Here is a 23004-nt window from a genome sequence, read left to right on the forward strand (position 1 = left end):
GGGGTACCGAACCCGCGGTGGGCAACCTGTGAACCAACCCCGAGATCAGCCACGCATGAGCAACTTTTTGGTGATCGACAACACCGGGAGCGGCGGCCCGGCGGTGAACTCGCCGCAGCGCATACAGTGGGTGTGTGTCCGTGGTTCATCCGTCCAGCCCGTTGCTCACCGCGCCGGGGGCCGTCCCGGGCCCACCGGAGTCGCCCGACGCCGCGGTCGCGTGGCATTACGGGGATCCGTTCGGCGAGCAGCGCGCCGCCGCAGAACGTGCCGCGGTCGTGGACCGCTCGCACCGATTCGTGCTCACCATCACCGGCGCCGAACGCCTGACCTGGTTGCACACCATCTCCAGTCAGCACGTGGCCCAACTGGGCGACCGGCAGACCGCGGAGAATCTCGACCTCGACCTCAACGGCCGGGTGCAGCACCACTTCGTCCTCACCGATCTCGACGGCACCCTGTGGATCGATACCGAGGGCGAGCGCGGACCCGATCTGCTGAGTTTCCTGCAGAAGATGGTCTTCTGGGCCGACGCCAAACCGGAAGCGGCCCCGGACCACGCGGTGCTCTCGCTGCTCGGCCCGCAGGCACAGGAGATCGCCGACGCCGTCGCGATCGGCCCGCTGCCGCCCACGTACAGCGCGATTCCGCTGCAGGACGGCGGGTTCCTGCGCCGCATGCCATGGCCGACGGAGGACTCCTATGAGCTGGTGGTGCCGCGCGACCAGTTGCCCGAATGGTGGTCGCGGCTGACGAACGCCGGCGCGGCCCCGGCCGGACTGTGGGCCTTCGAGGCGCTGCGGGTGGCCGCCCTGCGCCCCCGGCTCGGTCTCGACACCGACGACCGGACCATCCCGCACGAGGCCCGCTGGATCGGCGGCGTCACCGAGCGCGGCGCGGTGCACCTGGACAAGGGCTGCTACCGCGGCCAGGAAACCGTGGCGCGAGTACACAATCTCGGCAAACCGCCGCGGCGCCTGGTACTGCTGCATCTGGACGGCTCGGCCGATTCCCGTCCCGTCACGGGCGATCCGGTCACCGCGGGCGGCCGTACGGTCGGCCGGCTCGGCACCCTCGTGGACCACTACGAATACGGGCCGATCGCGCTCGCGCTGATCAAGCGCGCGGTGCCCGCCGACGCGAAACTCGAGGCGGGCCCGATGGCCGCGGCGATCGATCCGGATTCGATGCCGACCGACGACGAACCGCAAGCGGGCCGGATGGCCGTCGAGCGGCTGCGCGGGCGATGAGCGACCCGCTCCCGCCGAGCCGTCCGGGAACGATCGGCACCGTGCTCGCCGTGTGCGTGCTGCACGCCGAACTCGAGGTCCCCGCGAAGGTGAGCCGGGTGGGCCGGACCGCGATCGACAAACGCCCTGTCGCACACCGGGTTCCGGTGCGTCCGCTCGGTCTCGAGGGCGATCACGTCTGCGACGCCAAGCACCACGGCGGCGTGCACCAGGCCGTGTACGCCTACGCCGAGGAGGACGCCCGGCGCTGGGGCAGCGAACTGAACCGCACCCTGGCCGCCGGCTGGTTCGGCGAGAATCTGCGGATCAGCGGGCTGCCGGTGAGCGACGCGGTGATCGGCGAGCGCTGGTCCGTCGGCGACACCGTGCTGGAGGTGACCGCGCCGCGCGTGCCGTGCGCGACATTCCAGCACTGGTCGGGCGAACAGCGCTGGGTCAAGCGGTTCACCTTGCGGTCCGATACCGGCGCCTACCTGCGGGTGCTGACCGAGGGCAGCGTCGGCGCGGGCGACGAGGTGCGCGTGGACCATGTGCCCGAGCACGGCGTCACGGTCCGCGATCTGTTCACCGGCGCCGATCCGGACCGGCTGCAACGGCTGCTGGCGTCGGAGCCGACCGTGTCCGACGACGTGCGCATGCAGGTCGCCCGGCACACCCGCCGGCACACCACGCACCGCGACGCCACGATGACCGGTCAGCACCGGGAGCGCTCGACGCCGGGGAGCGAGGTGGGGTCGTGAGCGTGGAGTTGGTGGAGGTGGTGCGCTCGGGTTTCCGCGAGTGCGTGCACCGCGGTTCGCTGGTGATCCTGGATACCGACGGCGAACCGGTGGTCGCGCTGGGCGAGGTGCACCTGCCGATCTTCCCGCGCTCGACCAACAAGCCGATGCAGGCGATCGCGCTGCTGCGCAACGGTTTCGAGCCCGTCGACGACGCCGAGCTGGCCATCGCGACCGCCTCGCACTACGGCGAACCCGACCACGTGGCGCTGGTACAGCGCCTACTGGACCGCTTCGGTTTCGCGGAGAAGCAGCTCGAATGCCCGCCCGACCTGCCCGCCGACGAATCGGCCCGGGCCGTCGCGCTGGCCGGGCGCGACCGCGCGGAGGCCGAACGCCGGATCTACATGAACTGCTCGGGCAAGCATGCGGCGATGCTGGCCACCTGCGTGATCAACGGCTGGCCCACCGCCGGCTACCTGGACGCGGCGCATCCGCTGCAGCGGGCGGTGGTCGACACCATCACCGACATCACCGGCGAACCGGAGTCCGACCTGGGCATCGATGGCTGTGGCCTGCCGATCGTGCCGGTCGCCCTGGTCAACCTGGCGCGGGCCTACGCGGCGCTCGCCACGGCCCCGCCGGAGGCCCCGGAGCGCCGGGTCGCCGACGCCATCCGCGCGCATCCGCGAGTGATTTCCGGCACGGCCGGGCCGGACCTGCTCACCATGCGGGCCACCCCCGGCCTGGTGTGCAAGATAGGCGCCGACGGGGTGCACGCGGGTGCGCTGCCGGACGGCCGGGCCTTCGCCTACAAGATCGACGACGGGCACGACCGCGCACGGATGCCGCTGACGCAGGCAATTCTGCAGCGGATGGGGGTGGCGTGGACGGCCGAGCACGCCGCTCTGGCCGCACCGGCGGTGCTCGGCGGGGGCGCCCGCGTGGGCATCGTCCGGGCAATCCCCGGTGTGCTGTAGAGCTTTCGTCGGCATTGCGACAAACCGGCAAACCGGAGTGGATCGGGAGTCTTCCCCCACTCATGGAAGCGCGACCGCCGGACACACGCTAAAGTGTCTGTCAGGAAGAGTATTAATTCGAACGGGGCCGCCAACCACCCCAGGCCGCCCCGCAGTGACGCGAGGGGGTCAGCCATGGGCCGTGGCCGGGCTAAGGCAAAGCAGACCAAGGTCGCACGAGAGCTCAAGTACAGCTCGCCGTCGACCGACTTCGCGAGCCTTCAGCGTGAGCTCTCGGGGGGACACTCCCGCGACTCGCAGCGCAGCGGCGTGCTCTCGGACGAGCACGACGCGGACGACTCGCTGTCGCGCTGGGAGGACGAAGACAAGTACGACGACTGGCGGCGCCGCTGACTCGGATCGATGTGCGAAGGGGGAGGCCTGAGGGGCCTCCCCCTTCGCACGTCGCCCCGTAACCAGCTCCCCTGTCGCCGAACCCTTCGCCCAGCGCGCAAGGTTCGCATCGCCGTCGCTGTCCGCGATTCGACATGCGGGCAGCGACGCGAATCAAGCCGTATCCGAACGGTTTTCACACTCAGCGCACCCCGGTATGCCCTTGCCTTCTCGCGGCACCTCCGGCAGCGGGCCGCCGCACCGCAGCATCCCCTCGGCGCACACCCCGCAACACCCGCTCCGCCCGGCCGGCGAGCGCGCGCTGCCGCTTCCGGCAACGCGGCCCGCGGCCGATCTCAGAACCGCGGATGCTCCCCGACCAACACCACCCGGTCGGAATCGGTCTCCTTGGCCTTCTTGACGTTCCCCAGCGTCCAGCACTCGATGTGCCGGGCGGTCAGCACGGCCAACGCCCGCTCGGCGTCCTCCGGCGCCACCACGGCGACCATCCCCACCCCCATGTTGAAGGTCTTCTCCATCTCCGCCCGTTCGACCCGGCCGCGCTGCGCGATCAACTTGAACACCGGCGCCGGACTCCACGTCCCGCGATCCAGCTCGGCAACCAGCCCACCGGGCAGTACCCGCGCCAGATTCCCCGCCAGTCCACCACCGGTGACGTGCGCGAACGTCCGCACGTCGGTCTCGGCGACCAGCGCCAGGCAGTCCTTGGCGTAGATCTGGGTGGGCTCGAGCAACTCTTCCCCCAGCGTCCGCCCGAATTCCTCGACATGCCCGGTCAGTGACATCCGATCGATCTCCAGCAGTACATGCCGAGCCAGGCTGTAACCATTGGAGTGCAAGCCGGACGACCCCATGGCGATGACCACGTCACCGGGACGCACCCGATCGGGGCCGAGCACGGCCTCGGCCTCGACGACGCCGATCCCCGTGGCGGAGATGTCGTAATCGTCGGGGCCCATCAATCCGGGATGCTCCGCGGTCTCGCCGCCGAGCAGCGCACAGCCGGCCTTCACGCACCCTTCGGCGATACCGGAAACGATCTGGGCCATCCGTTCGGGCACCACCTTGCCCACGGCGATGTAGTCCTGCAGGAACAGCGGCTCGGCGCCGCACACCACCAGATCGTCGACAACCATGGCGACCAGGTCGAGACCGACGGTGTCGTGCTTGTCCAGCGCCTGCGCGACCGCGATCTTGGTGCCGACCCCGTCGGTGGAGGATGCGAGCAGCGGCTCGGTGTAGTCGCCCTTGAGCGCGAACAGCCCGGCGAAGCCGCCGAGCCCGCCCTGCACCTCGGGGCGGGTGGCCTTCTTGGCCAGGGGCGCGTACAGCTCGACCGCGCGGTCACCGGCCTCGATGTCCACGCCGGCCGCGGCGTACGAAGCACCGGCACCGAGGCCGTCCACACCGGCACCAGTCGGGGTCTGCTCAGTCATTTTCGGGGAAAGCTCCAAACCGAATCGGCGGATAGATGCCTGCTCACGCTACCGGAGCCGGATAACGAGACTGCACCGGTATTGGCTTCTCGGTCCGGGAAATCCGTCGAATTCGGCCGCTCGATGTTGACATACATACGGTATGTATGTGAGCCTTGGCGCAGCTGGATCACACATCTTCGGGAGGCACCACATGGGAATCAGCAGCGCACTCGGCCCGGCCCACGAGGTCGAACTGCTGGGCAAGCACCGGATTCGCTACCACGACACGGGTTCCGGCGCGCCGGTCGTCTTCGTGCACGGATTGCTGGTCAACGCCGATCTGTGGCGGAAGGTGGTACCCGGCGTGGCCGCCGCGGGCCACCGGTGCCTCGCGCCCGACCTCCCGTTCGGCGCGCACTCCATCCCGGTCCCTGAGGCGGACCTCTCCCCGACCGGAGCCGCCGACCTGATCGCGGACTTCCTGGAGCGACTCGACCTGCGCGACGTGACCTTGGTCGCCAACGACACCGGCGGCGCGATCACCCAGATCATGCTGACCCGCGACCGCTCCCGGGTGGGCCGGGTGGTGCTCACCAACTGCGACGCCTACGACAGGTTCTTCCCACAGCCGTTCACGCCGCTGCCCCGCCTGGCCGCGGTGCCCGGCCTGCTGCGAATCATGCTGGAACTCATGCGATTCCGGCCCGCGCAGCGGCTGCCGATCGCTTTCGGCCTGGTGACCAAGCGCGCGGTGCCGCCGGAGATCGCGGACTCCTACCTGCTGCCCAGCCGGCACCAGGCGGCCATCCGGGCGGATCTGGTGCGCTTCCTGCGCGGCGTGCATAAGCGCTACACCCTCGCGGCCGCCGAGCAGTTCCCGTCGCTGGATCTGCCGGTGCTGCTGGCGTGGGCGCAGGAGGACAAGGCGTTCAAGGTGTCGTTCGCCGAACGCCTGGCCCGCGACCTGCCGGATACCACGCTGCGGCTGATCGACGACTCCTACACCTTCAGCGCCGAGGACCGGCCGGAGTTGCTCACCGAGTTGATCGTGGAGTTCACTCGGCTGCATGCCACGCCGTAGTCAGGAGGATCGTTCCCGCGCCACCCGGGCCGCGCTCGAGGACGCCGGTCGCCGGCTGTTCGCCGAGCGCGGCTACGCGAGCGTCTCGGCCGAGGAGATCGTGTCCGCGGCGGGAGTGACCCGGGGCGCGCTGCACCACCACTACGGCGACAAGCGCGGCCTGTTCCTCGCCGTGCTCGAACGGCTGGAGACCGAGAACACCGCCGAGATCGCCCGCGCCCTCGCCGAATTGCCCGATCCCACCGATCTGCTCGCGGCGATGGCCGTGGGAATGCGGACCTTCCTGGAGATCAGCCGGCGCCCCGAGACGGTGCGGATCGCCATGTCGGACGGGCTCGCCGTACTGGGCTGGCAGGGCTGGCGGGAGATGGAGGCGCGGCACGGACTCGGGCTGATCACCGACCAGCTGCAGCGGGCCGTCGATGCCGGTCTGGCGGTCCCGGTGCCGGTGCACGTGTTCAGCAAACTGATTCTCAGCGCGGTCACCGAGGCGGGAATGATCGTGGCGCACGCCGAGGACCCCGATACCGCCCGGCTCGAGGCCGAACAGTCCCTGTTGCTATTGGTCAGCGGGGTCCTGCGCCAACCGGGAAGCTGAGAGACTGCGGTCGGCGACGCCGCACAGGGCGTAGGCGAAGACGAACGGCACGTCGCCGTCGTTGAACCAGGCGTGCGGTGCGCCGTTCTGGATCACGCTGTCACCCGGTCGCAGCGATACGTCGGTCCCGTCGCCGAGGCGCAGGCGACCCCGGCCGGAGAGTACGACGACGAAATCGACGCTGTCGGTGCGATGGATGCCGGGCGCGGCCGGATCGAAGGCCGCCAGCATCCCCGGCAGCTTCGCCTCCGCCTCCGCGGCGACGGCGGCCATGGTCTCCTCGGACAGGCCCGGATCTGGGTCGTAGCTCAGCCCCGGCGGCACGGAGATGAACCCGAAACGCACACCGCCCGGTCCGGGAAAGTAGCTGGCCTCGGTGGGCTGTGGCATCCGATCGACCGGAAGTTCGGGTAGCTCGTCGAGTTCCCAGGTCCGATACAGCTCGGCGCCGGGCAGCAGCGCCAAGGTCAGCGGCTCGACCCGCTCGTCGGCCAGTACCCGGCCCCGGCCGGTTCCGTCGTCCCCGACCACGATTCTGCGCATGCGGACTCCTCGATGTAATCGTCGCGACCAGCCGGATCGGGCACCCTAGGCGGATCCGAGCGGCGGTTATCCGGACCGTAGCCCTCGCGTGGACGGCACGGCTTGCCACGGGACGCAGGCGCCTTGCCCACGCACGCACAATCGGGATCGGCCACGGCAGAGTGGTCGTCATCGAAGCGGCGAGCACCCGGTCGACGTCCGGCACCGACCGGCCGGGTGCCCGCCTCGGAGTTGTGTCGCCGGGTCCCAGACCACACGGCGACACAACCGGATCGGGATTACCCGCTGTGGTCCGCGGCGAAAAGTGCGGCCGCGACCGCGCGCCGCCGGCGCTGCTCGACCGGGTCCGGGACGGGGACGGCGGCGACCAGCCGACGGGTGTACTCCGCGGTGGGCTGTCGCAGGATCTCGTCGCGGGTGCCCTGCTCCACAACGGACCCGTTGCGCAGCACCGCGATCCGATTCGCGAGCTGATCCACCACCGCGAGGTCGTGGCTGACGAACAGGCAGGCCCAGCCGAATTCGCGCTGCAGATCGGCGAACAGCTCCAGTACCCGCGCCTGCACCGAGACGTCCAGGGCGCTGGTCGGCTCGTCGGCGATGAGCAGGTCGGGGTTGAGCACCAGCGCGCGGGCCAGGCTCGCCCGCTGCCGCTGGCCGCCCGAAAGTTCGTGCGGGTAGCGCCCTTCGGCGCCCGCCGGCAACTGCACGTCGTCCAGGAGTTTGCTCACCCGGGCGCGCACCGCGGCGCCGTTGGCGGCACGATGCACCACCAGCGGTTCCGCCACACACTGGCCCACGGTCAGTCGGGGGTTCAACGACGTGGCGGGGTCCTGGAAGACGAATCCCAGTCGCTTGCGCAGCGGCCGCAACCGCCGCTCCGACAGCCCCGTGAGCGACGTGCCGAGCACCGTGATCGTGCCCGAGGTAGGCCGTTGCAGTGCCGCCACGCAACGCCCGATGGTCGTCTTGCCGGAGCCGGATTCGCCTACCAGCCCGAGGGTTTCGCCGCGCCCGACCGACAGGCTCACCCCGTCCACCGCACGGAACGGCGGACGGCCCAGCGCCCCGGGGAACTCCACCACCAGGTCGGCGACCTCGAGCACCGTCTCGGCGCCGGGTTCGGGCGCGTTCGCCGGGCGTTCGGTCACGCCTGTCACGCCGGTACCGGGCTGCGGCGCGGCGGGCGACATCGGGCCGTCCGTCGGAGTCAGCCCGGCCCCCAGGTGCGGCACGGCCGCCAGCAGGTCCCGGGTGTACTGCGCGCGCGGCGCGGCGAAAAGCTCGTCCACGGGCGCGGTTTCGACGACCCGGCCCGCGCGCATCACCACCACTCGGTCGGCGAGGTCGGCGACCACGCCCATGTTGTGGGTGATGAGCACGATGGCGCTGCCGAGGCGATCGCGCAGATCCCGCAGCAGTTCCAGGATCTCGGCCTGCACGGTCACGTCCAGCGCGGTGGTCGGCTCGTCGGCGATGATCACCTTCGGTTCGCACGCGATGGCGATCGCGATCATCACGCGCTGCTTCTGCCCGCCGGACAACTGATGCGGGTAGTAGTCGACGCGCTGCTCCGGGTCGGGCAGCCCGACCGTGCCGAGCAGTTCGATCGCGCGGGCCCGAGCCCGCTTGCGGCCCAGCCCCCGATGCGCGCGCAGGGCCTCGCCGAGCTGGTATCCGACGGTGAACAGCGGATCCAGCGCCGCACCCGGCTCCTGGAACACCATCGAGATCGCGCCGCCGCGCATGGCCGTGAGCTGCTTCTCGGTCATCGCGGTGACGGCCTCGGCGCCCACCGTGACCAGACCCTCGACCCGGGCGGTCGCGGGCAGCAGCCCCATCGCGGTGCGCGAACTCACCGACTTGCCCGAACCGGACTCCCCGACGACGGCCAGCACCTCGCCGGGGAACACCTCGTAGGACACCTCGCACACCGCGTGCACGGGCCCCGCGTCGGTGGCGAACGTCACCGACAGCGACTCGACGGACAATGCGGTCGCACGTGCCCCGGTCTCAGTCATCGTCGGCCTCCTTCGGTGCGGCGGTGGCGGCGCGGCGGGTGCGCAGCAGCGGATTGAGCACCTCGTTCAGGCTCTCCCCCACCAAGGTCATGCCCAGCACCACCAGCACGATGGCGACACCGGGAAACACACCGGTCCACCAGATTCCGTTGGACACGTCGGCGAGCGCCTTGTTCAGGTCGTAGCCCCATTCGGCGGCCTGCGTCGGCTCGATGCCGTACCCCAGGAAGCCCAGCGCGGCCAGGGTCAGGATCGCCTCGGACCCGTTGAGCGTGACGATCACCGGCAGCGACTGGGTGACATTGGGGAAGACGTGCCGGAACAGGATGCGCCGCACCGGCGCCCCGGTCACCCGCGCGGCGTCGACGTACGGTTCGTTCTTCACCGACAGCGTCGCGTTGCGCACCACCCGGAAGTACTGCGGCACGAAGATCACCGTGATCGCCACGGCGGCCGACAGCACGCCGCCGAAGCTCGACGAATTGCCACCCGCCACCACGATCGACACCACGATCGCCAGCAACAGGGTCGGGAACGCGTACAGCGCGTCCATGAACAATGTCAGCACCCGGTCGACCCAGCGCCCCAGATAGCCGGACACCAGCCCCAGCGGCACACCGACGAGCAGCGAGAGCACCAGCGAGACGGCGATGACCCACAGCGCCGTCCGCGCGCCGAACAGCACCCGGGAGAACACGTCCTCCCCGCGCACCGAGGTGCCGAACCAGTGCTGCGCCGACGGCGCCTGCTGCCGCGCGAAATCGACTCCGTCAGAAGAGATCTGAGCGAATCCGTAGGGCGCGATCAGCGGCGCGAACAACGCCGCCAGCACGAACAGGCCGATCAGCGCCAACCCGAGGATCAATGTCACGCGCTGCAACCCCGAGGTCATCGAGAACAGCCGCAGGCCCGGCAGGCCCCGCCCCGCGACCGGCGGCGCCACCACCGGTTCCGCCATCAGTTCCGGCGCGGTCATCTAGAACCTCACCCTCGGATCGATCAGCGCCACGACGACGTCGACGAGGAAACTCATCACCGCCACCACCAGCGCCAGAAACGCCACAATCCCTTGCACCGCAACGAAATCCCGAGCCTGCAGGTACTGCGCGAGCTGATAGCCCAGGCCCTTCCATTCGAAGGTGATCTCGGTGAGCACCGCGCCGCCGAGCATCATGGCGATCTGCATGCCCATCACGGTGACGATCGGAATCATGGCGTTGCGGAAGGCATGCCGCCCCACCACGACCCGCTCGGACAGTCCGCGCGCCCGGGCGGCGTCGACGAAATCGCTGCGCAGGGTCTGGATCAGATTGATCCGCACCAGGCGCAGGAAGATGCCCGCGGTCAGCAGGCCGAGCGCGATCGCCGGCAGGACCGCGTGCTTCAGCACGTCGAGCAGATAACCGTTGTCGCCGTAGAGGATCGCGTCGATGGTGAGGATGTTCGTCTTCGGCGACACATGCTGCAGTGCCAGTTCGACATTGGTGCTCGCTCGTCCGGCCACCGGCAGCCAGCCCAACCGCACCGCGAAGATCAGCTTGAGCAGCAGGCCGACGAAGAACACCGGAGCGGCGTAGACCAGGATGCCGAACAGCCGTAGCCCCACGTCGACGGCCTTGTCCCGACGCCGGGCGGCGTAGCGCCCCAAGGGAACTCCGACCAGGAACGCCACCAGCAGCGCCCAGAACACCAGCTCCAGCGTCGCGGCGCCGTAACTCGCGATGATGTCGCCGATGGCCCGGTTGTCGGTGGAGTGGCCGAAATCGCCGCGCACCAGTCCGGAGAGGTAGTCCCAATATTGGCTGAGCACGGGCCGGTTCAGCCCGGCCGCCTCCTTGCGGGCCTCGATCTGATCCGGTGGGAGCCGCCCGCCCAGTGCGGCGCTGATCGGGTCGCCCACGACTCGCATCAGGAAGAACACGACCGTCACCAGGATCCATGCCGTCGGCACGATCAGCAGCAGTCGCACACTCAGATACCGCAGCAGTACCCCATATCGGGAACGACTGCGGCGCAGCGTATTCCGAGGGGCAGGAGCCGGGGTGGCGGGCTCCTGCTCGGTGGTCGCGGCGGTCACTTGCTCAGCACGCTGTAGCGGAACTTGGTCGACGGGTCGAGCGTGGACTCGGCGCCGTCCACGCCCTTCGTCGTGATGGCGATCTGCTTACCGGACAGCAGCGGGACGATCGAGAGGTGGTCGGCGGCCATATCACGCTGCACCTTCTCGATGATGGCCAGACGCTTGGCTTTGTCGGGCTCGGTCACCTCGGCGGTCAGTTGCGCCGTGATGGCCGGATCCTCGAAGTGGTTCTGCAGGAAGTTGTTCGGCGCGAAGAAGGGGGTGAGGTAGTCGTCCGGATCCGGGTAGTCCGGGAACCAGCCCATCTGGAACACCGGATAGCCGTCGCGCGCCCGCTCGCGCTGATAGGTCACCCACTCGGTGGACTGCAGGTTGACCTTGAACAGCCCGGTGGCCTCCAGCTGGCTCTTGATCGCCGCGTACTCCTCGGAACTCGAGCCGCCGTAGTGGTCCGGGTTGTACTGCAGGTTCAGCTCGACCGGTGCGGCGACGCCGGCGTCGGCCAGGAATTTCGCGGCCCGGTCCTTGTCCGGCTTGGCCCCGTAGAGGTCCTTGAACGGCTCGACCGCACCCGGGAAGCCCTGCGGCACAGACGAATACGCCGGAGTATAGGTGCCCTTGTAGACCGCGCTCGACAGCGCGTCGCGGTCCACACTCGCGGCCACGGCCTTACGGACGGCCAGCTTCTGCCCGGGCGTGCCGCCGGGCATGGTGTTGAGATTGAACACGATGTAGCGCAGTTCGCCGCCGAGGCCCTCGTGCACGTCGACCTTGTCGCTGCCGCGCAGCGATTCCAGATCGGTGGGGCTCAGGCTGCGGTAGGCGACGTCGATATTGCCGTTCTGGATCTCGAGTTTCAGGTTGTCGCCGCTGGCGTAGTACTTCGTGGACACCGAGGCGGTCTTCGGCGTGCCGAGGATGCCTCGGTAGTCCGGATTCGCCTGGTACTCCACCAGTTTGTTCTTGTCGTAGCTGGTGATCGCGTACGGCCCGGAGTAGCCGCGGCCCTTGGCGATCGCGTCGTCGTCCAGCACCTTGTCCGCCGGGAAGGCCATCTCGTCGACGATCGGGCCCGCCTGGGTCGGCAGAATCGCCGGGAAGGTCTGATCGTTGGCGTTCTTCAAGGTGAACGCCACCGTACGGTCGTCGAGGGCGTCGGTGTGGTCGAGATTGCCGAGCAGCGACGCCGGCCCGTTGGGGTCGTTGATCCGCAGCATCCGGTCGAAGGAGAACTTGACGCTCTTGGCGGTCAACGGATTTCCGTTGGCGAACTTCAGCCCCTGCCGCAGCGTGCAGGTGTACACGGTGGGCGTGGTGAACTCACACTTCTCCGCCGCGTCGGGCTCCGGCGTGGTGCTGCCGGGCGCGAAATTCATGACGTGCTGGTAGATCTGGGTCTCCGGAACGTAGGAGCCCTGGTCGTAGGCGGCCGCGGGGTCCAGGGAGAAGATCTTGTCGGTGGTGCCGATCACCAGCCCGCCGCCCGCACCGCCGCCGCCCGCACCGCCGTCGCCGGTGCGGCCCGAGCCGCACCCCGCCACCGCGAGCAGCGCCAAGCCCGCCATTCCCACTGCCGCAATGCTTTTCACTCGGCCGCCGGTCGCCGAAAACCGCATGACTGTCCCTCATCTCGCAACGTGACGCACCCGGAGACTGGATCGCAGACCGGGCGCGGACACGGTGAACTTCGGTTATGGCGGGGACAGTACCGCCGTACGGTTGCAAATATGTTGCGTTTCGCAACAATCAGGTTGTCTCGAGGTGGAAAAGCGTCGTTCTCGTGACATAAAGTTGCAGAGCGACCGACGGGAAGCTGGTCAGGGACGGCTGAGCGCGCTCGCGTTCGCGTTGCTGCCCAGCAGTTCCGATTCACTCTTCCCGCCGAGAATGCCCTCCAGCACATTTTTGCCGATGGCCGCCTCGGTAGGCAGCGGAATCGGGTACTTGCCGTCGAAGCAGGCGCAGCACAGCCGACTGCTGGGCTGCTCGGTGGCGGCGATCATGCCCTCGATCGAGATGTAGCCGAGCGAGTCGGCGCCGATCGAGCGGCGCACGTTCTCCACCATCTCGTCCACCGACTCGGTGTCGTCGGGGCCGGAGCCGTTGGCAATCAGCTCCGCCCGCGAGGCGAAGTCGATGCCGTAGAAGCACGGCCACTTCACCGGCGGCGAGGCGATCCGGACGTGGATCTCCAGCGCGCCGGCCTCCCGCAGCATCCGGATCAGCGCGCGCTGGGTGTTGCCGCGGACGATCGAATCGTCGACGACGATGAGCCGCTTGCCGCGGATCACCTCGCGCAGCGGGTTCAGCTTCAGCCGGATGCCGAGCTGGCGAATGGTCTGACTGGGCTGGATGAAGGTGCGGCCGACGTAGGCGTTCTTCATCAGGCCCTGGCCGTACGGAATCTCCGAGCCCTGCGCGTAGCCGACCGCGGCCGGGGTGCCGGACTCCGGCACCGGGATCACCAGATCGGCGTCGACCGGGTGCTCACCGGCCAGGCGACGGCCGATCTCCATCCGGGTGCCGTATACCGAGCGGCCCGCGATGGTGCTGTCGGGCCGGGCGAGGTAGACGTACTCGAACACGCAGCCCTTGGGCTCCGGATTCGCGAAGCGGGACGAGCGCACGCCGTCGGCATCGATCGCCAGCAGTTCGCCCGGCTCGATCTCGCGCACGAAGGAGGCGCCCACGATGTCGAGTGCGGCGGTCTCGCTGGCAACCACCCAGCCGCGGTCGAGTCGGCCCAGGCACAGCGGGCGCACCCCGTGCGGGTCGCGCGCGGCGTAGAGGGTGTGCTCGTCCATGAAGGTCAGGCAGAACGCGCCACGCAGCGCGGGCAGCAGTTCCATCGCCGCCTGCTCGATGCTCTTGTCGGTGGCGGCGTGCGCCAGCAGCGCCGTCATCACGTCGGAGTCGGAGGTGGCCGCCATCGAGCCGCCGGACAACCGGCCGCTGGTCAGTCCCAATTCGCGGGCGCGGGCGGCCAATTCGGCGGTGTTCACCAGATTCCCGTTGTGCCCCAGCGCGAGTCCGGTGCCGACGGCGGTGGTGCGGAAGATCGGCTGTGCGTTCTCCCAGGTGACCGAGCCGGTGGTGGAATAGCGGCAGTGTCCGACGGCGACATGGCCGGGCATGGCGGCCAGGGTCTGTTCATCGAACACCTGGCTCACCAGGCCGAGATCCTTGAACACCAGCACCTGCGCGCCGTCGGCGACGGCGATGCCCGCCGCCTCCTGACCACGGTGCTGCAACGCGTACAAACCGTAGTAGGTGAGCTTGGCCACATCCTCGCCCGGGGCCCACACTCCGAAGACACCACACTCCTCGCGCGGCTCGTTCTCGGGCTGGTCCGGGGCAGGTGTTTGTAGCAGGTTGGGGCTGTTGACCGACAGATCGGCGTTGGTCACCGTTTGCTCCCTGTTCGACGGGCGGGGGGCACTGATCAGTCTACGGGTCATCCGCGCGAAACCTCGCGCGGGATCACCCGGTTGACAGGCTGTTTGCTGCTACCGTTCGACCGTGGCGACTACCGACACCTCGCAACAGGGTCCCCCGGCACGGCATCTGACCCCGGTGAAGTGGGTTTTCCCGGTGATCGTCATGACCCTGCTGGCCTCGATGCTGGGTGTGATGTATCTCGACTATGTCGTCGATCCCGAGAAGAATCTGCACGGCTTTCCGGTCGCGCTGGTGAACCAGGACGTCGGCGACACTCTGCCCGGTCAGGACAAACCGGTGAACTTCGGCGACCAGGTGGCCGAGGGGCTGCGGCAGGCGGTGCCCTCCGACAAGATCGACCTGCGCGTGGTCGGGCCGGGCGAGGCGCAGTTGCAGATGCAGTCGGCGCAGGTGTACGGGACCATCTACATCCCGAGCGATTTCTCGAAGCGGCTGGGGATTCTCGGGATCGGCAGCGTGATTCCCGGCGACATCGAGCGGCCGATCATCACGCTGCAGACCAATCCGCGCACCGGCGCCTTCGCCACGGCCATCCTGCAGCGGTTCGGGGAGGAGGCGCTGACGCAGGTCCAGGCGCAGGTCGGCAAGCAACTCACCGAGCAGGTGCAGGCCCAGCTGAAACCGCCGCCCGGCGGTGCGCCCGCGCCGGAGTTGTCCGGCGCCACCCGGATCACGCTCGCGGCCCCGCTGAACATCGTGATCGAGCAGTTCCGGCCGCTGCCGGGAGGTTCGGGCGAGGGGCTGACCGCGTTCTTCTACAGTCTGCTGCTTCTGCTGGTCGGCATGGTGGGCGCGATGATCATCCATCAGTTGATCGATGCGGCCCTGGGATTCCTGCCGACCGAGTGGGGGCCGTGGTATCTGCACTATCCGCGCGCCTCGATCTCCCGGGTGCGGACGCTGCTGCTGAAATGGGCGGCCGTGGCGACGATGGCGGTGGTGGTGTCGGCGGCGCTGCTCGGTATCGGGAAGTTGCTCGGCATGCCCATCGACAAACCGCTGGCGCTGTTTCTCTACGGCGTCCTGGTGATGATCGCGGTGGGGTTCACCTGTACCTCCGTGCTCGCGGCGATCGGCACGTCCGGGCTGATCGTCAACCTGATCGTGTTCATCATCCTGGGCCTGCCGTCCTCCGGCGGTACGGTGCCGATCGAGGCGACGCCGAAGTACTTCGCCTGGCTGGCGAACTTCGAGCCGATGCACCAGGTGTTCCTGGGCACCCGGTCGCTGCTGTACTTCAACGGCAGCGGGGCGGCCGGGCTGACCCGCGGCATCTGGATGTCGTTGCTGGGCTTGGCAATCGGGCTGGTGCTCGGCCTCACGATCACCCGCTTCTACGACCGCAAGGGGTTGGAGCGCAAACCGCTCCCCCACACCCAAACGGCCTGATCCGGCCGTCCGGGGCCAGGCTGGATCACAGCGGCACGAGCGGCAACCAGCGCGCGACCTCACCGGCCCGCAGCCCCGAGGCGGTCAACGCTCCCGAGGCCACCGCGTCCTCGAACTCGAGCAGCCCCGTCACCAGCAGCAACCAGGTACGCGGATCGGTCTCCACCACATTCGGCGGCGTCCCCCGCGTATGCCGCGGCCCTTCGATACATTGCACCGCCACGAACGGCGGCACCCGAACCTCCACCGAATGCCCCGGCGCCCCCACCGCCAACGCCCGAGCACTCCCCTTCACCGCCGCCGCAATCTCCCCCCGCCCAGGCGCCCCCACCCCGTCATCCCGCAACCACGCACTCACCGCCCCCACCGCAACTCGCAACTCCGCAGGATCCACCCCAGACCGACGCACCACAACCAGAGATTAGCGGCACCCACCGACACCCCACCTCACGCCCACAGCGAATGCCCTACCCATGCCTTCGCCGGTCATCCCCACTAACTCTCGAAGACCTCATCCAAGGTGGCAGCGTCTAGTGCACGGTCGGTCCAGATGTCCAGCTGCTCGATATCCGTGCAGGTCATTACTCGCTCGGCAACCGTATCGGGAGCGGTGAAACGATGCCGAAGAATCTTCAGCAGGACTTTCGCCCCGCCGTGCGCCTCACCCCGTGCCAAACCCTGGTCGTAGTAACGCCGAGCGAACTCACTCTTGTACTCGTAATTGCCAGCAGCGACGATGCCCTGCACAGCTTCTCGGATACCCGCACAAACTACTGCCCACCCTTCATGGTTACGCGAAACCGAAGAAGGGCTTGCGGCGACGAGCGGTTCGAATGCGCTGCCGATGCTTTCGCCGGTCATCCCCGGCTAGCTCTCGAAGACCTCGTCCAAGGTGGCGGCATCTAGTGCACGGTCGGTCCAGATGTCCAGCTGCTCGAGATCCATGCAGGTCATCACCCGCTCGGCGACGGAGTCGGGAACCGTGAAACGGTGCCGGAGGAACTTCAGCAAGACCTTCGCCTCACCACGCGCCTCACCGCGTGCCTCGCCGCGTACCTCACCCTGTGCTGCGCCGCGGTCGTAGTAGCGGCGGGCGAATTCGCTTTTGTACTCGTAGGTGCCGGTGCTCATGAGGGTCTCCAACATGTCCCGGGCCGCCTTGGGGAGTACGGCCATTACCAGGTCAATGTACATATCGCCGTTCGGCACGTCGACCACCGTGCTGGCGACGACCGAGAGGATCTTGTCCCGGGCGTCGTCGTTCCGGTGCGTGATCGCGGACAGGACGGTCATTTCAGGGTTTTCCGCGGCCGAGATGGGGTCCGTGATGATCGGGACCTCCGCGGGACCGACGACAACCGGAGTGAGTACGCATCCGGGTGCGAGTGGGATAGGTGTGCGGCACCACGCCGCGGTGCGGTTGGTCGGGCACACCACCAGCAGCACTACTGCGCACCGCAGGCGTGCGCGCAGGGTCGTCAGGTACACCGGCCAATTCCACGGCTTCCCGGGGTCGGGTCGGAGTTGCGCCTCGACGACGATCGCCAATGCCGTGGTGCCGTTGCTGGTCAAGGCGACGACGGCGTCGGCTCGGTATTCGGTGGGGTCGATGTCGGGGAAGTCGCCGGATTCGAGGCGGGCGTCGGTGAACTCGGGTAGGGGTACGTCCGGCACGAGTTCTAGTAGGTCCGCGGCGAGGAGGGGGCGGTGGCGGAATAGGTCGGCCAGGACTTCGTGCATGGCACTGGGCATTGCGGAAGAGTATCGGGGGACACCGACAAACTCGGCCGGATTTGCGTGTTGGACAACAGGTTTCGGCGTGTCGGCAGTGACTCGCGGATCAGGGTTCGGGGTGGGTGGCGAGTTGCGGGGCCACGGCGCCGCCGGCGTTGAGGGCGAAGTGGAGGAGGGCGGGGGTTGTTGTGCTGTCGGTGTGGCGGCGGAGGTAGGAGAATGCTGTGCCCGCGGCTGTTGTGGCGGCGATCGTGGTGAGGATGTTGTCGCCCGCGGCGCGGGCAGGGTGGATGTGCCAGAGGCCGAAAGTCAGTGGGCTCAGCCAGTTTCCGGGGCGGCCGAGGAGGGGGTCCAGAGTACCTCGGAAGATCAGTTCCTCGCAGTAGACGGTGCCGATCGGGATGTGGACGAGGACCCATTCGGCCAGAGGCACTTCCGGTGCGCGGTCGGTGAAGGTGGTGATACGGGCGCGCAGTGGCGGAATCGCCAGGGCGGCAGCGTAACCGGCGACGACGACAGCCCCCGCTCCCACGCCCCAGCGGAACCCACGGCGCGAGAGCCAGTTCGGGCGGCCGCGGAAGGTGAGGGAATAGGCCGTCGCGAACGCGGCGTTGGCGGCCGTGCGCGACCGCATGCCGAGCGCCAGACGCGGCAGCAGCACATTACTCCACAGCAGTGGAATGCCCACGGCGGCAAGCTTCTTCGATATACCCATGACTCATTTCACCGCGCGCTCGAAGGCCTCGGACAGCTCCAGCTGGGTCCGGATGCGTTCGTGCGTCTCCGGAGTCCAGTCCGGCGGCGGCAGCACCGCCGCCCAGCCGTCCAGGACCAGACTGCCGTAATTGTGACCGTGCCCGTCGCTGACACCCTGGGCGTTGGTCAGGTCGACGGCCACCTGCCAGAACGTGACGAACGGCCACCACCGCATCTGCGACGACACATCGGCACCGCGCGGTTCGGACAGCCAATCCGGCTGCGAGAAGATCAGATCCGTCGACCACCAGACGATCGGATCGGACGCGTGCTGCAGATACGCGATGCGCGGCCGCCGCCAATCCGCCGATGGTTCGCTCAGATCCGGTGCGACAGAGGCGAACCGGACCACCAGCCCGTCGGCGTAGATCGGCTCGACCTCGCGAGTACCGGGGTCACGACGGTCGATGAACTGCCGCCACAGGCGATTCGAGTTCGGCGGCCCCACCCACAGCGCACCGTCCACCTCGCCGCGCAGATCCGCGAGCCCGTCGAACGCCGACTCCGAGCCCTGCGACCCCAGACTCTCCCCGTACACCAGCAGTTTGGGCCGCGCCTCCGGCGGACGCTGCGACCACGCCGCGTGAATGGCGGCGAACATCTTCCGCCCCGCCACCGCCACCTTCTCGCGGTCGGCCAGGAACGACAGCACGCTGGGCAGATACGAGTACTGCGAGGCGACGATCGCGGTGTCGCCGTGGTACAGGTACTCGATCGCCCCCGCCGTCTCCGAATTGACCCAACCGGTCCCGGTCGTGGTGACCACGACCAGCACCTTGCGGTCGAAGGCGTGGGTACGTTCCAGCTCCTCGACCGCCAGTTGTTCCTGTGTCACATCGTCTTTCGCGGAGTCCAGGCCGACGTACACCCGAACCGGTTCGCGCGCCGGTGATTTCGTCACCGCGCCGATACGGAACGCGTCCGGGCCGTGCGAGACGAACCATCGCCCCTCCGAACCCAGCGTCTCCCACTTCGCCAGCGACCCCGGGCTGCCCGAACGTTCGGGCCGCTGCGGCTGCACCGCGTAATCGGACATCTTGTCGTTGCGCACACTGAACGCCGAGTTGGCCACCGCGAAGAACGCCCGCGTGGCCACGCCGTTGAACAACGTCACGGCCAGCACGGTCAGCACGATGACGCCGACCGTCGGCGCGAACTTCGGCGGCACCCGCACCCAGCGGCTGAGCAACCGCGCGGAGAATCGCACCGTCTCGCGCAGGGTGCGGTACACCGCGACCACGATGACGCCGACGGTCAGGCTCAACGCACCGGTGCGCAGGTACGCGGCGCGGGTGGTGCCCTCCATGTCCATCAGCGCCGAGATCTGCCGCTGCCAGTCCGCCGACAGCACCAGCATCCAGATGGCGATCAGCACGCACGCGGCCAGCACGACCAGTTTCAGCGCGTACTGCACCCGCAGCGGTGGCGTGCCGATCGGCAGCCGGGGCCGAATCCACTTGCGGAACAACCACTCCAGCAGACAACCCGCGCCGTACCCCGCCGCGGCGTTGAGTCCGCTGATGAGGCCCTGAAACAGCCAGTCGCGCGGCAGCAGCGACGGCGTGACCGACAAGGCGAAGAACACCGTCGCCACGACCAGTCCGACATAGTTGAGCCCGATGACATCCGCCTCGACGCGGCGCAGCAGCACCGCGGACCGCCGGGCGGCGACGCCGCCGCGCGCACGCAGCGTCGTGAGAGTGTCGGCGGTATCGAGCACCCGTCAAGTATGGCGGCACGAGATCGGAAATCGGGGATCTCACGGCGTGAGCACGGTAACCGGAGGTCCGGGAATTACCCAGCCGAAACCGGGTAGTTCTACGCGTTCCCGCGCGCCCCGCGACCGGCACGCTGTAGCCATGAGCAACCCGAACGCACAGCAGAAGAGCACTCCCGCTTTTCTCGCGCAGGCCGCTATCGCCTTCGGCGTCAGCTTCTTCGCGGCCGGCGCGGGCATCTTCTATCTACCACTGGACATCTGGCAGCGCGGCTTCCTCCTGATGGCCGTGCTGTTCCTGGTGAGCAGCACTTTCACCCTCGCCAAGGTGGTCCGGGACCAGGTCGAGACGGCCAGGGTCACCCACCGCATCGACGAGGCCCGCATGGAAAAACTCATGGCCGAACACGACCCGTTCAGGGCTTGATGGCGTCGCCTCCGGCGCCGCGGATTGGTCGAGCGCTGGGGTCAGTTCGCGTGTGTGCCGAACAGCTTGGGCAGCGTGCCCTCGAAGGTGTCGCGCAACTCCGCCAGGGTCACCGTGAACTGGCCCTGGACCTCGACGGAATCGGAGCCCTGGTCGACCACGCCGATGCGGGCCCACGGCAGGCCGCGTGCGGTGCACATCTTGGTGAAGCGGGTCTCCTCGGTGCGCGGGACGGCCACCAGGACGCGGCCCGCCGATTCGGAGAACAGCGTGACGAACGGGTCGGCGTCCTCGGGAAGCAGGATGCGGCAACCGGTTTCGCCGGCCAGCGCGGCCTCCACGACCGACTGAATCAGGCCGCCCTCGCTGAGATCGTGGGCGGCGCTGATCATTCCGTCACGAGAGCCGGCGGTGAGCACCTCGGCCAGCAACTGCTCGCGAGCCAGGTCGACCCGCGGCGGCACGCCGCCGAGGTGGTCGTGCTCGACCTGCGCCCAGATCGATCCGCCGAATTCGTCGCGGGTCTCGCCGAGCAGGATCAGCGTCTCGCCCGGCTCGGTGCCCAGCCCGGTCGGGATGCGGCGGTGCACATCGTCGATGACACCCAGCACGCCGACCACGGGCGTCGGCAGGATCGCCGTCTGCCCGGTCTGGTTGTAGAAGCTGACGTTGCCGCCGGTGACCGGAATGCCCAGCGCCACACAGCCGTCCGCGAGTCCGCGCACGGCCTGCTGGAACTGCCACATCACGCCCGGGTCCTCCGGCGAGCCGAAGTTCAGGCAGTTGGTGACGGCCTTCGGGGTGGCGCCGGTGGCGGCGACATTGCGGTAGGCCTCGGCCAGCGCCAGCTGCGCGCCGGTGTACGGGTCGAGCTTGGTGTAGCGGCCCGACGCGTCGGTGGCCAGCGCGATCCCGCGGCCGGACGCCTCATCGATGCGGATCACGCCGGCGTCGGCGTGCTCGGCCAGCACGGTGTTGCCGCGCACGTACCGGTCGTACTGCTCGACGATCCAGCGACGGCTGCACAGCTGCGGGCTGGCGAGCAGTTTCAGCGCGGTGGCGCGCAGCTCGTCGCCGGTCCCGGGACGCGCCAGCGCATCCGGGACATCGGCGATCAGCGCGTCCTGCTCGTCGGGACGCCGCACCGGCCGTTCGTAGACCGGGCCCTCGTGCGCGACGGTGCGCGGCGGCACGTCCACCACGGTCTCGCCGTGCCAGCTCACCGTCAGCCGATCACCGTCGGTGACCTCGCCGATCACGGTGGCCAGCACGTCCCACTTCTTGCAGACATCCAGGAAGGCGTCGACGTTCTCCGGCGTCACCACCGCGCACATGCGCTCCTGCGACTCGCTCGAAAGGATCTCCGCCGGAGTCATATTGGCCGCGCGCAACGGCACCCGGTCCAGCTCGACGTGCATGCCACCGTCGCCCGCCGCGGCGAGTTCGGAAGTGGCGCAGGACAATCCGGCCCCGCCGAGATCCTGGATACCGACCACCAGCCCGGCGTGGTACAGCTCCAGACAGCATTCGATGAGCACTTTCTCCGCGAACGGATCGCCCACCTGCACGCTCGGCAACTTCTTGCGCCCCGTGCCCGACTCGTCGCCGGAGAAGGTGTCCGAGGCCAGCACGGAGACGCCGCCGATACCGTCGAGCCCGGTGCGCGCGCCGAAAAGAATGATCTTGTTGCCCTGCCCGGAGGCGAACGCCAGGTGCAGATCCTCCACCCGCATCACCCCGGCGCACAGCGCGTTCACCAGCGGATTGCCCTGGTAGGACGGGTCGAAGACGGTCTCGCCGCCGACATTCGGCAGGCCCAGCGAATTGCCGTAGCCACCGATGCCGCGGACCACGCCGTCCACCACGCGCCGGGTGTCGGGGTGCTCGGCCGCGCCGAAACGCAACTGGTCCATGACCGCGATCGGCCGCGCGCCCATCGCCATGATGTCGCGCACGATGCCGCCGACGCCGGTCGCCGCGCCCTGATACGGCTCGACGTAGGACGGGTGGTTGTGGCTCTCCACCTTGAACGTGACCGCCCAGCCGTCGCCGATGTCGACCACGCCGGCGTTCTCGCCGATGCCGGCCAGCATGGCCCGGCGCATCTCGTCGGTGGTGGTCTGCCCGAAGTAGCGCAGGTGCACCTTGGAGGACTTGTAGGAGCAGTGCTCGCTCCACATCACCGAGTACATCGCCAGCTCGGCATCGGTCGGGCGGCGGCCGAGAATCTCCCGGATGCGGGCGTATTCGTCGTCCTTCAGGCCCAGTTCCTTGTAGGGCTGGGGGGTATCCGGGGTGGCTGCGGCGGCGCTGACGGTGTCGACGGGGACAGTCACGGTGGGTACCAAGGTCCTTTCGGCCGGGCATACGACGGGCAACCGGCAGCGGCGCCGGGTGCGACGTGAGGCTCGAGCGGGCGGGGAGACGAGCTCAGTCTAG

The 23004-nt window shown here is 68.7% G+C and carries 21 protein-coding genes; 8 read left to right on the plus strand and 13 right to left on the minus strand.

Annotated elements, in window-relative coordinates; all coding sequences use genetic code 11:
* Positions 1 to 134 precede the first annotated feature (134 nt).
* From ACFMRZ_RS19345 to ACFMRZ_RS19360, 4 genes are all read left to right on the plus strand, one after another.
* Positions 135 to 1250, plus strand: a complete 1116-nt coding sequence (locus ACFMRZ_RS19345; protein WP_400180236.1) for a YgfZ/GcvT domain-containing protein — start codon at positions 135 to 137, stop codon at positions 1248 to 1250.
* Complete coding sequence (locus tag ACFMRZ_RS19350) at positions 1247 to 1990, plus strand: MOSC domain-containing protein (RefSeq protein ID WP_400180237.1); 744 nt, start codon at positions 1247 to 1249, stop codon at positions 1988 to 1990. Before ACFMRZ_RS19345 ends, ACFMRZ_RS19350 begins: the two co-directional genes overlap by 4 nt.
* The gene (locus tag ACFMRZ_RS19355) at positions 1987 to 2949 is read left to right on the plus strand and encodes an asparaginase (protein ID WP_400180238.1); all 963 of its coding nucleotides are present in this window, start codon (positions 1987 to 1989) and stop codon (positions 2947 to 2949) included. The genes ACFMRZ_RS19350 and ACFMRZ_RS19355 overlap by 4 nt, the downstream gene beginning before the upstream one ends.
* Positions 2950 to 3123: 174 nt before the next feature.
* Positions 3124 to 3342 carry a DUF3073 domain-containing protein gene (locus ACFMRZ_RS19360; protein ID WP_280275502.1) on the plus strand — a complete coding sequence of 73 codons (219 nt, stop codon included), beginning with the start codon at positions 3124 to 3126 and terminating at the stop codon, positions 3340 to 3342.
* Between the two features lie 335 nt (positions 3343 to 3677).
* Here the strand turns inward: ACFMRZ_RS19360 and purM are convergent, their stop codons facing one another.
* A complete protein-coding gene (gene purM, locus ACFMRZ_RS19365) occupies positions 3678 to 4778 on the minus strand; it encodes a phosphoribosylformylglycinamidine cyclo-ligase (protein ID WP_400180239.1) in 1101 nt (366 codons plus the stop codon).
* Positions 4779 to 4971: 193 nt separating this feature from the next.
* Between purM and ACFMRZ_RS19370 the strand changes: the two genes are divergently transcribed.
* Positions 4972 to 5841: an alpha/beta fold hydrolase gene (locus ACFMRZ_RS19370; protein ID WP_400180240.1), complete on the plus strand. Its 870-nt coding sequence runs from the start codon at positions 4972 to 4974 to the stop codon at positions 5839 to 5841.
* The gene (locus ACFMRZ_RS19375) at positions 5828 to 6439 is read left to right on the plus strand and encodes a TetR/AcrR family transcriptional regulator (RefSeq protein ID WP_280370396.1); all 612 of its coding nucleotides are present in this window, start codon (positions 5828 to 5830) and stop codon (positions 6437 to 6439) included. The genes ACFMRZ_RS19370 and ACFMRZ_RS19375 overlap by 14 nt, the downstream gene beginning before the upstream one ends.
* On the opposite strand, the gene ACFMRZ_RS19380 is transcribed toward ACFMRZ_RS19375, so the two are convergent.
* From ACFMRZ_RS19380 to purF, 6 genes are all read right to left on the minus strand, one after another.
* Positions 6401 to 6982 (minus strand): cupin domain-containing protein, encoded by a 582-nt coding sequence (locus ACFMRZ_RS19380; protein WP_400180241.1) that lies wholly within the window; start codon positions 6980 to 6982, stop codon positions 6401 to 6403. The two genes, ACFMRZ_RS19375 and ACFMRZ_RS19380, sit on opposite strands and share 39 nt — an antisense overlap.
* A gap of 278 nt (positions 6983 to 7260) precedes the next feature.
* Positions 7261 to 9003, minus strand: a complete 1743-nt coding sequence (locus tag ACFMRZ_RS19385; protein ID WP_400180242.1) for an ABC transporter ATP-binding protein — start codon at positions 9001 to 9003, stop codon at positions 7261 to 7263.
* A complete protein-coding gene (locus ACFMRZ_RS19390) occupies positions 8996 to 9979 on the minus strand; it encodes an ABC transporter permease (RefSeq protein ID WP_400180243.1) in 984 nt (327 codons plus the stop codon). The genes ACFMRZ_RS19385 and ACFMRZ_RS19390 overlap by 8 nt, the downstream gene beginning before the upstream one ends.
* A complete protein-coding gene (locus tag ACFMRZ_RS19395) occupies positions 9980 to 10978 on the minus strand; it encodes an ABC transporter permease (protein ID WP_400182909.1) in 999 nt (332 codons plus the stop codon).
* A 98-nt stretch (positions 10979 to 11076) separates the two neighbouring features.
* Positions 11077 to 12648, minus strand: coding sequence for an ABC transporter substrate-binding protein (locus ACFMRZ_RS19400; RefSeq protein ID WP_400182910.1), 1572 nt, complete (start codon positions 12646 to 12648; stop codon positions 11077 to 11079).
* Positions 12649 to 12900: 252 nt separating this feature from the next.
* Complete coding sequence (gene purF, locus ACFMRZ_RS19405; RefSeq protein WP_280272948.1) at positions 12901 to 14490, minus strand: amidophosphoribosyltransferase; 1590 nt, start codon at positions 14488 to 14490, stop codon at positions 12901 to 12903.
* A 112-nt stretch (positions 14491 to 14602) separates the two neighbouring features.
* Here purF and ACFMRZ_RS19410 point away from each other — a divergent pair, with 112 nt between their 5' ends.
* Complete coding sequence (locus tag ACFMRZ_RS19410) at positions 14603 to 15931, plus strand: YhgE/Pip domain-containing protein (protein ID WP_400180244.1); 1329 nt, start codon at positions 14603 to 14605, stop codon at positions 15929 to 15931.
* A 25-nt stretch (positions 15932 to 15956) separates the two neighbouring features.
* Here the strand turns inward: ACFMRZ_RS19410 and ACFMRZ_RS19415 are convergent, their stop codons facing one another.
* From ACFMRZ_RS19415 to ACFMRZ_RS19435, 5 genes are all read right to left on the minus strand, one after another.
* On the minus strand, positions 15957 to 16343 hold the full coding sequence (locus tag ACFMRZ_RS19415; RefSeq protein WP_400180245.1) for a sterol carrier family protein: 387 nt from the start codon (positions 16341 to 16343) through the stop codon (positions 15957 to 15959).
* Between the two features lie 83 nt (positions 16344 to 16426).
* Positions 16427 to 16792 (minus strand): hypothetical protein, encoded by a 366-nt coding sequence (locus ACFMRZ_RS19420; protein WP_400180246.1) that lies wholly within the window; start codon positions 16790 to 16792, stop codon positions 16427 to 16429.
* A 6-nt stretch (positions 16793 to 16798) separates the two neighbouring features.
* Positions 16799 to 17683, minus strand: coding sequence for a hypothetical protein (locus tag ACFMRZ_RS19425; protein WP_400180247.1), 885 nt, complete (start codon positions 17681 to 17683; stop codon positions 16799 to 16801).
* Positions 17684 to 17771: 88 nt separating this feature from the next.
* Entirely contained in the window at positions 17772 to 18380 is a 609-nt protein-coding gene (locus tag ACFMRZ_RS19430; RefSeq protein WP_400180248.1) for a CPBP family intramembrane glutamic endopeptidase, read from the minus strand.
* 3 nt (positions 18381 to 18383) lie between these two features.
* Entirely contained in the window at positions 18384 to 20141 is a 1758-nt protein-coding gene (locus tag ACFMRZ_RS19435) for an alpha/beta hydrolase (RefSeq protein ID WP_400180249.1), read from the minus strand.
* Positions 20142 to 20280: 139 nt separating this feature from the next.
* Between ACFMRZ_RS19435 and ACFMRZ_RS19440 the strand changes: the two genes are divergently transcribed.
* Positions 20281 to 20565 (plus strand): YiaA/YiaB family inner membrane protein, encoded by a 285-nt coding sequence (locus ACFMRZ_RS19440; protein WP_280362762.1) that lies wholly within the window; start codon positions 20281 to 20283, stop codon positions 20563 to 20565.
* A 41-nt stretch (positions 20566 to 20606) separates the two neighbouring features.
* On the opposite strand, the gene purL is transcribed toward ACFMRZ_RS19440, so the two are convergent.
* Positions 20607 to 22901 (minus strand): phosphoribosylformylglycinamidine synthase subunit PurL, encoded by a 2295-nt coding sequence (purL, locus tag ACFMRZ_RS19445; protein ID WP_400180250.1) that lies wholly within the window; start codon positions 22899 to 22901, stop codon positions 20607 to 20609.
* Positions 22902 to 23004: the final 103 nt, after the last annotated feature.

This window comes from Nocardia sp. N2S4-5 (assembly GCF_044628355.1).
GTDB classification, from domain to species: Bacteria; Actinomycetota; Actinomycetes; order Mycobacteriales; family Mycobacteriaceae; genus Nocardia; species Nocardia wallacei_B.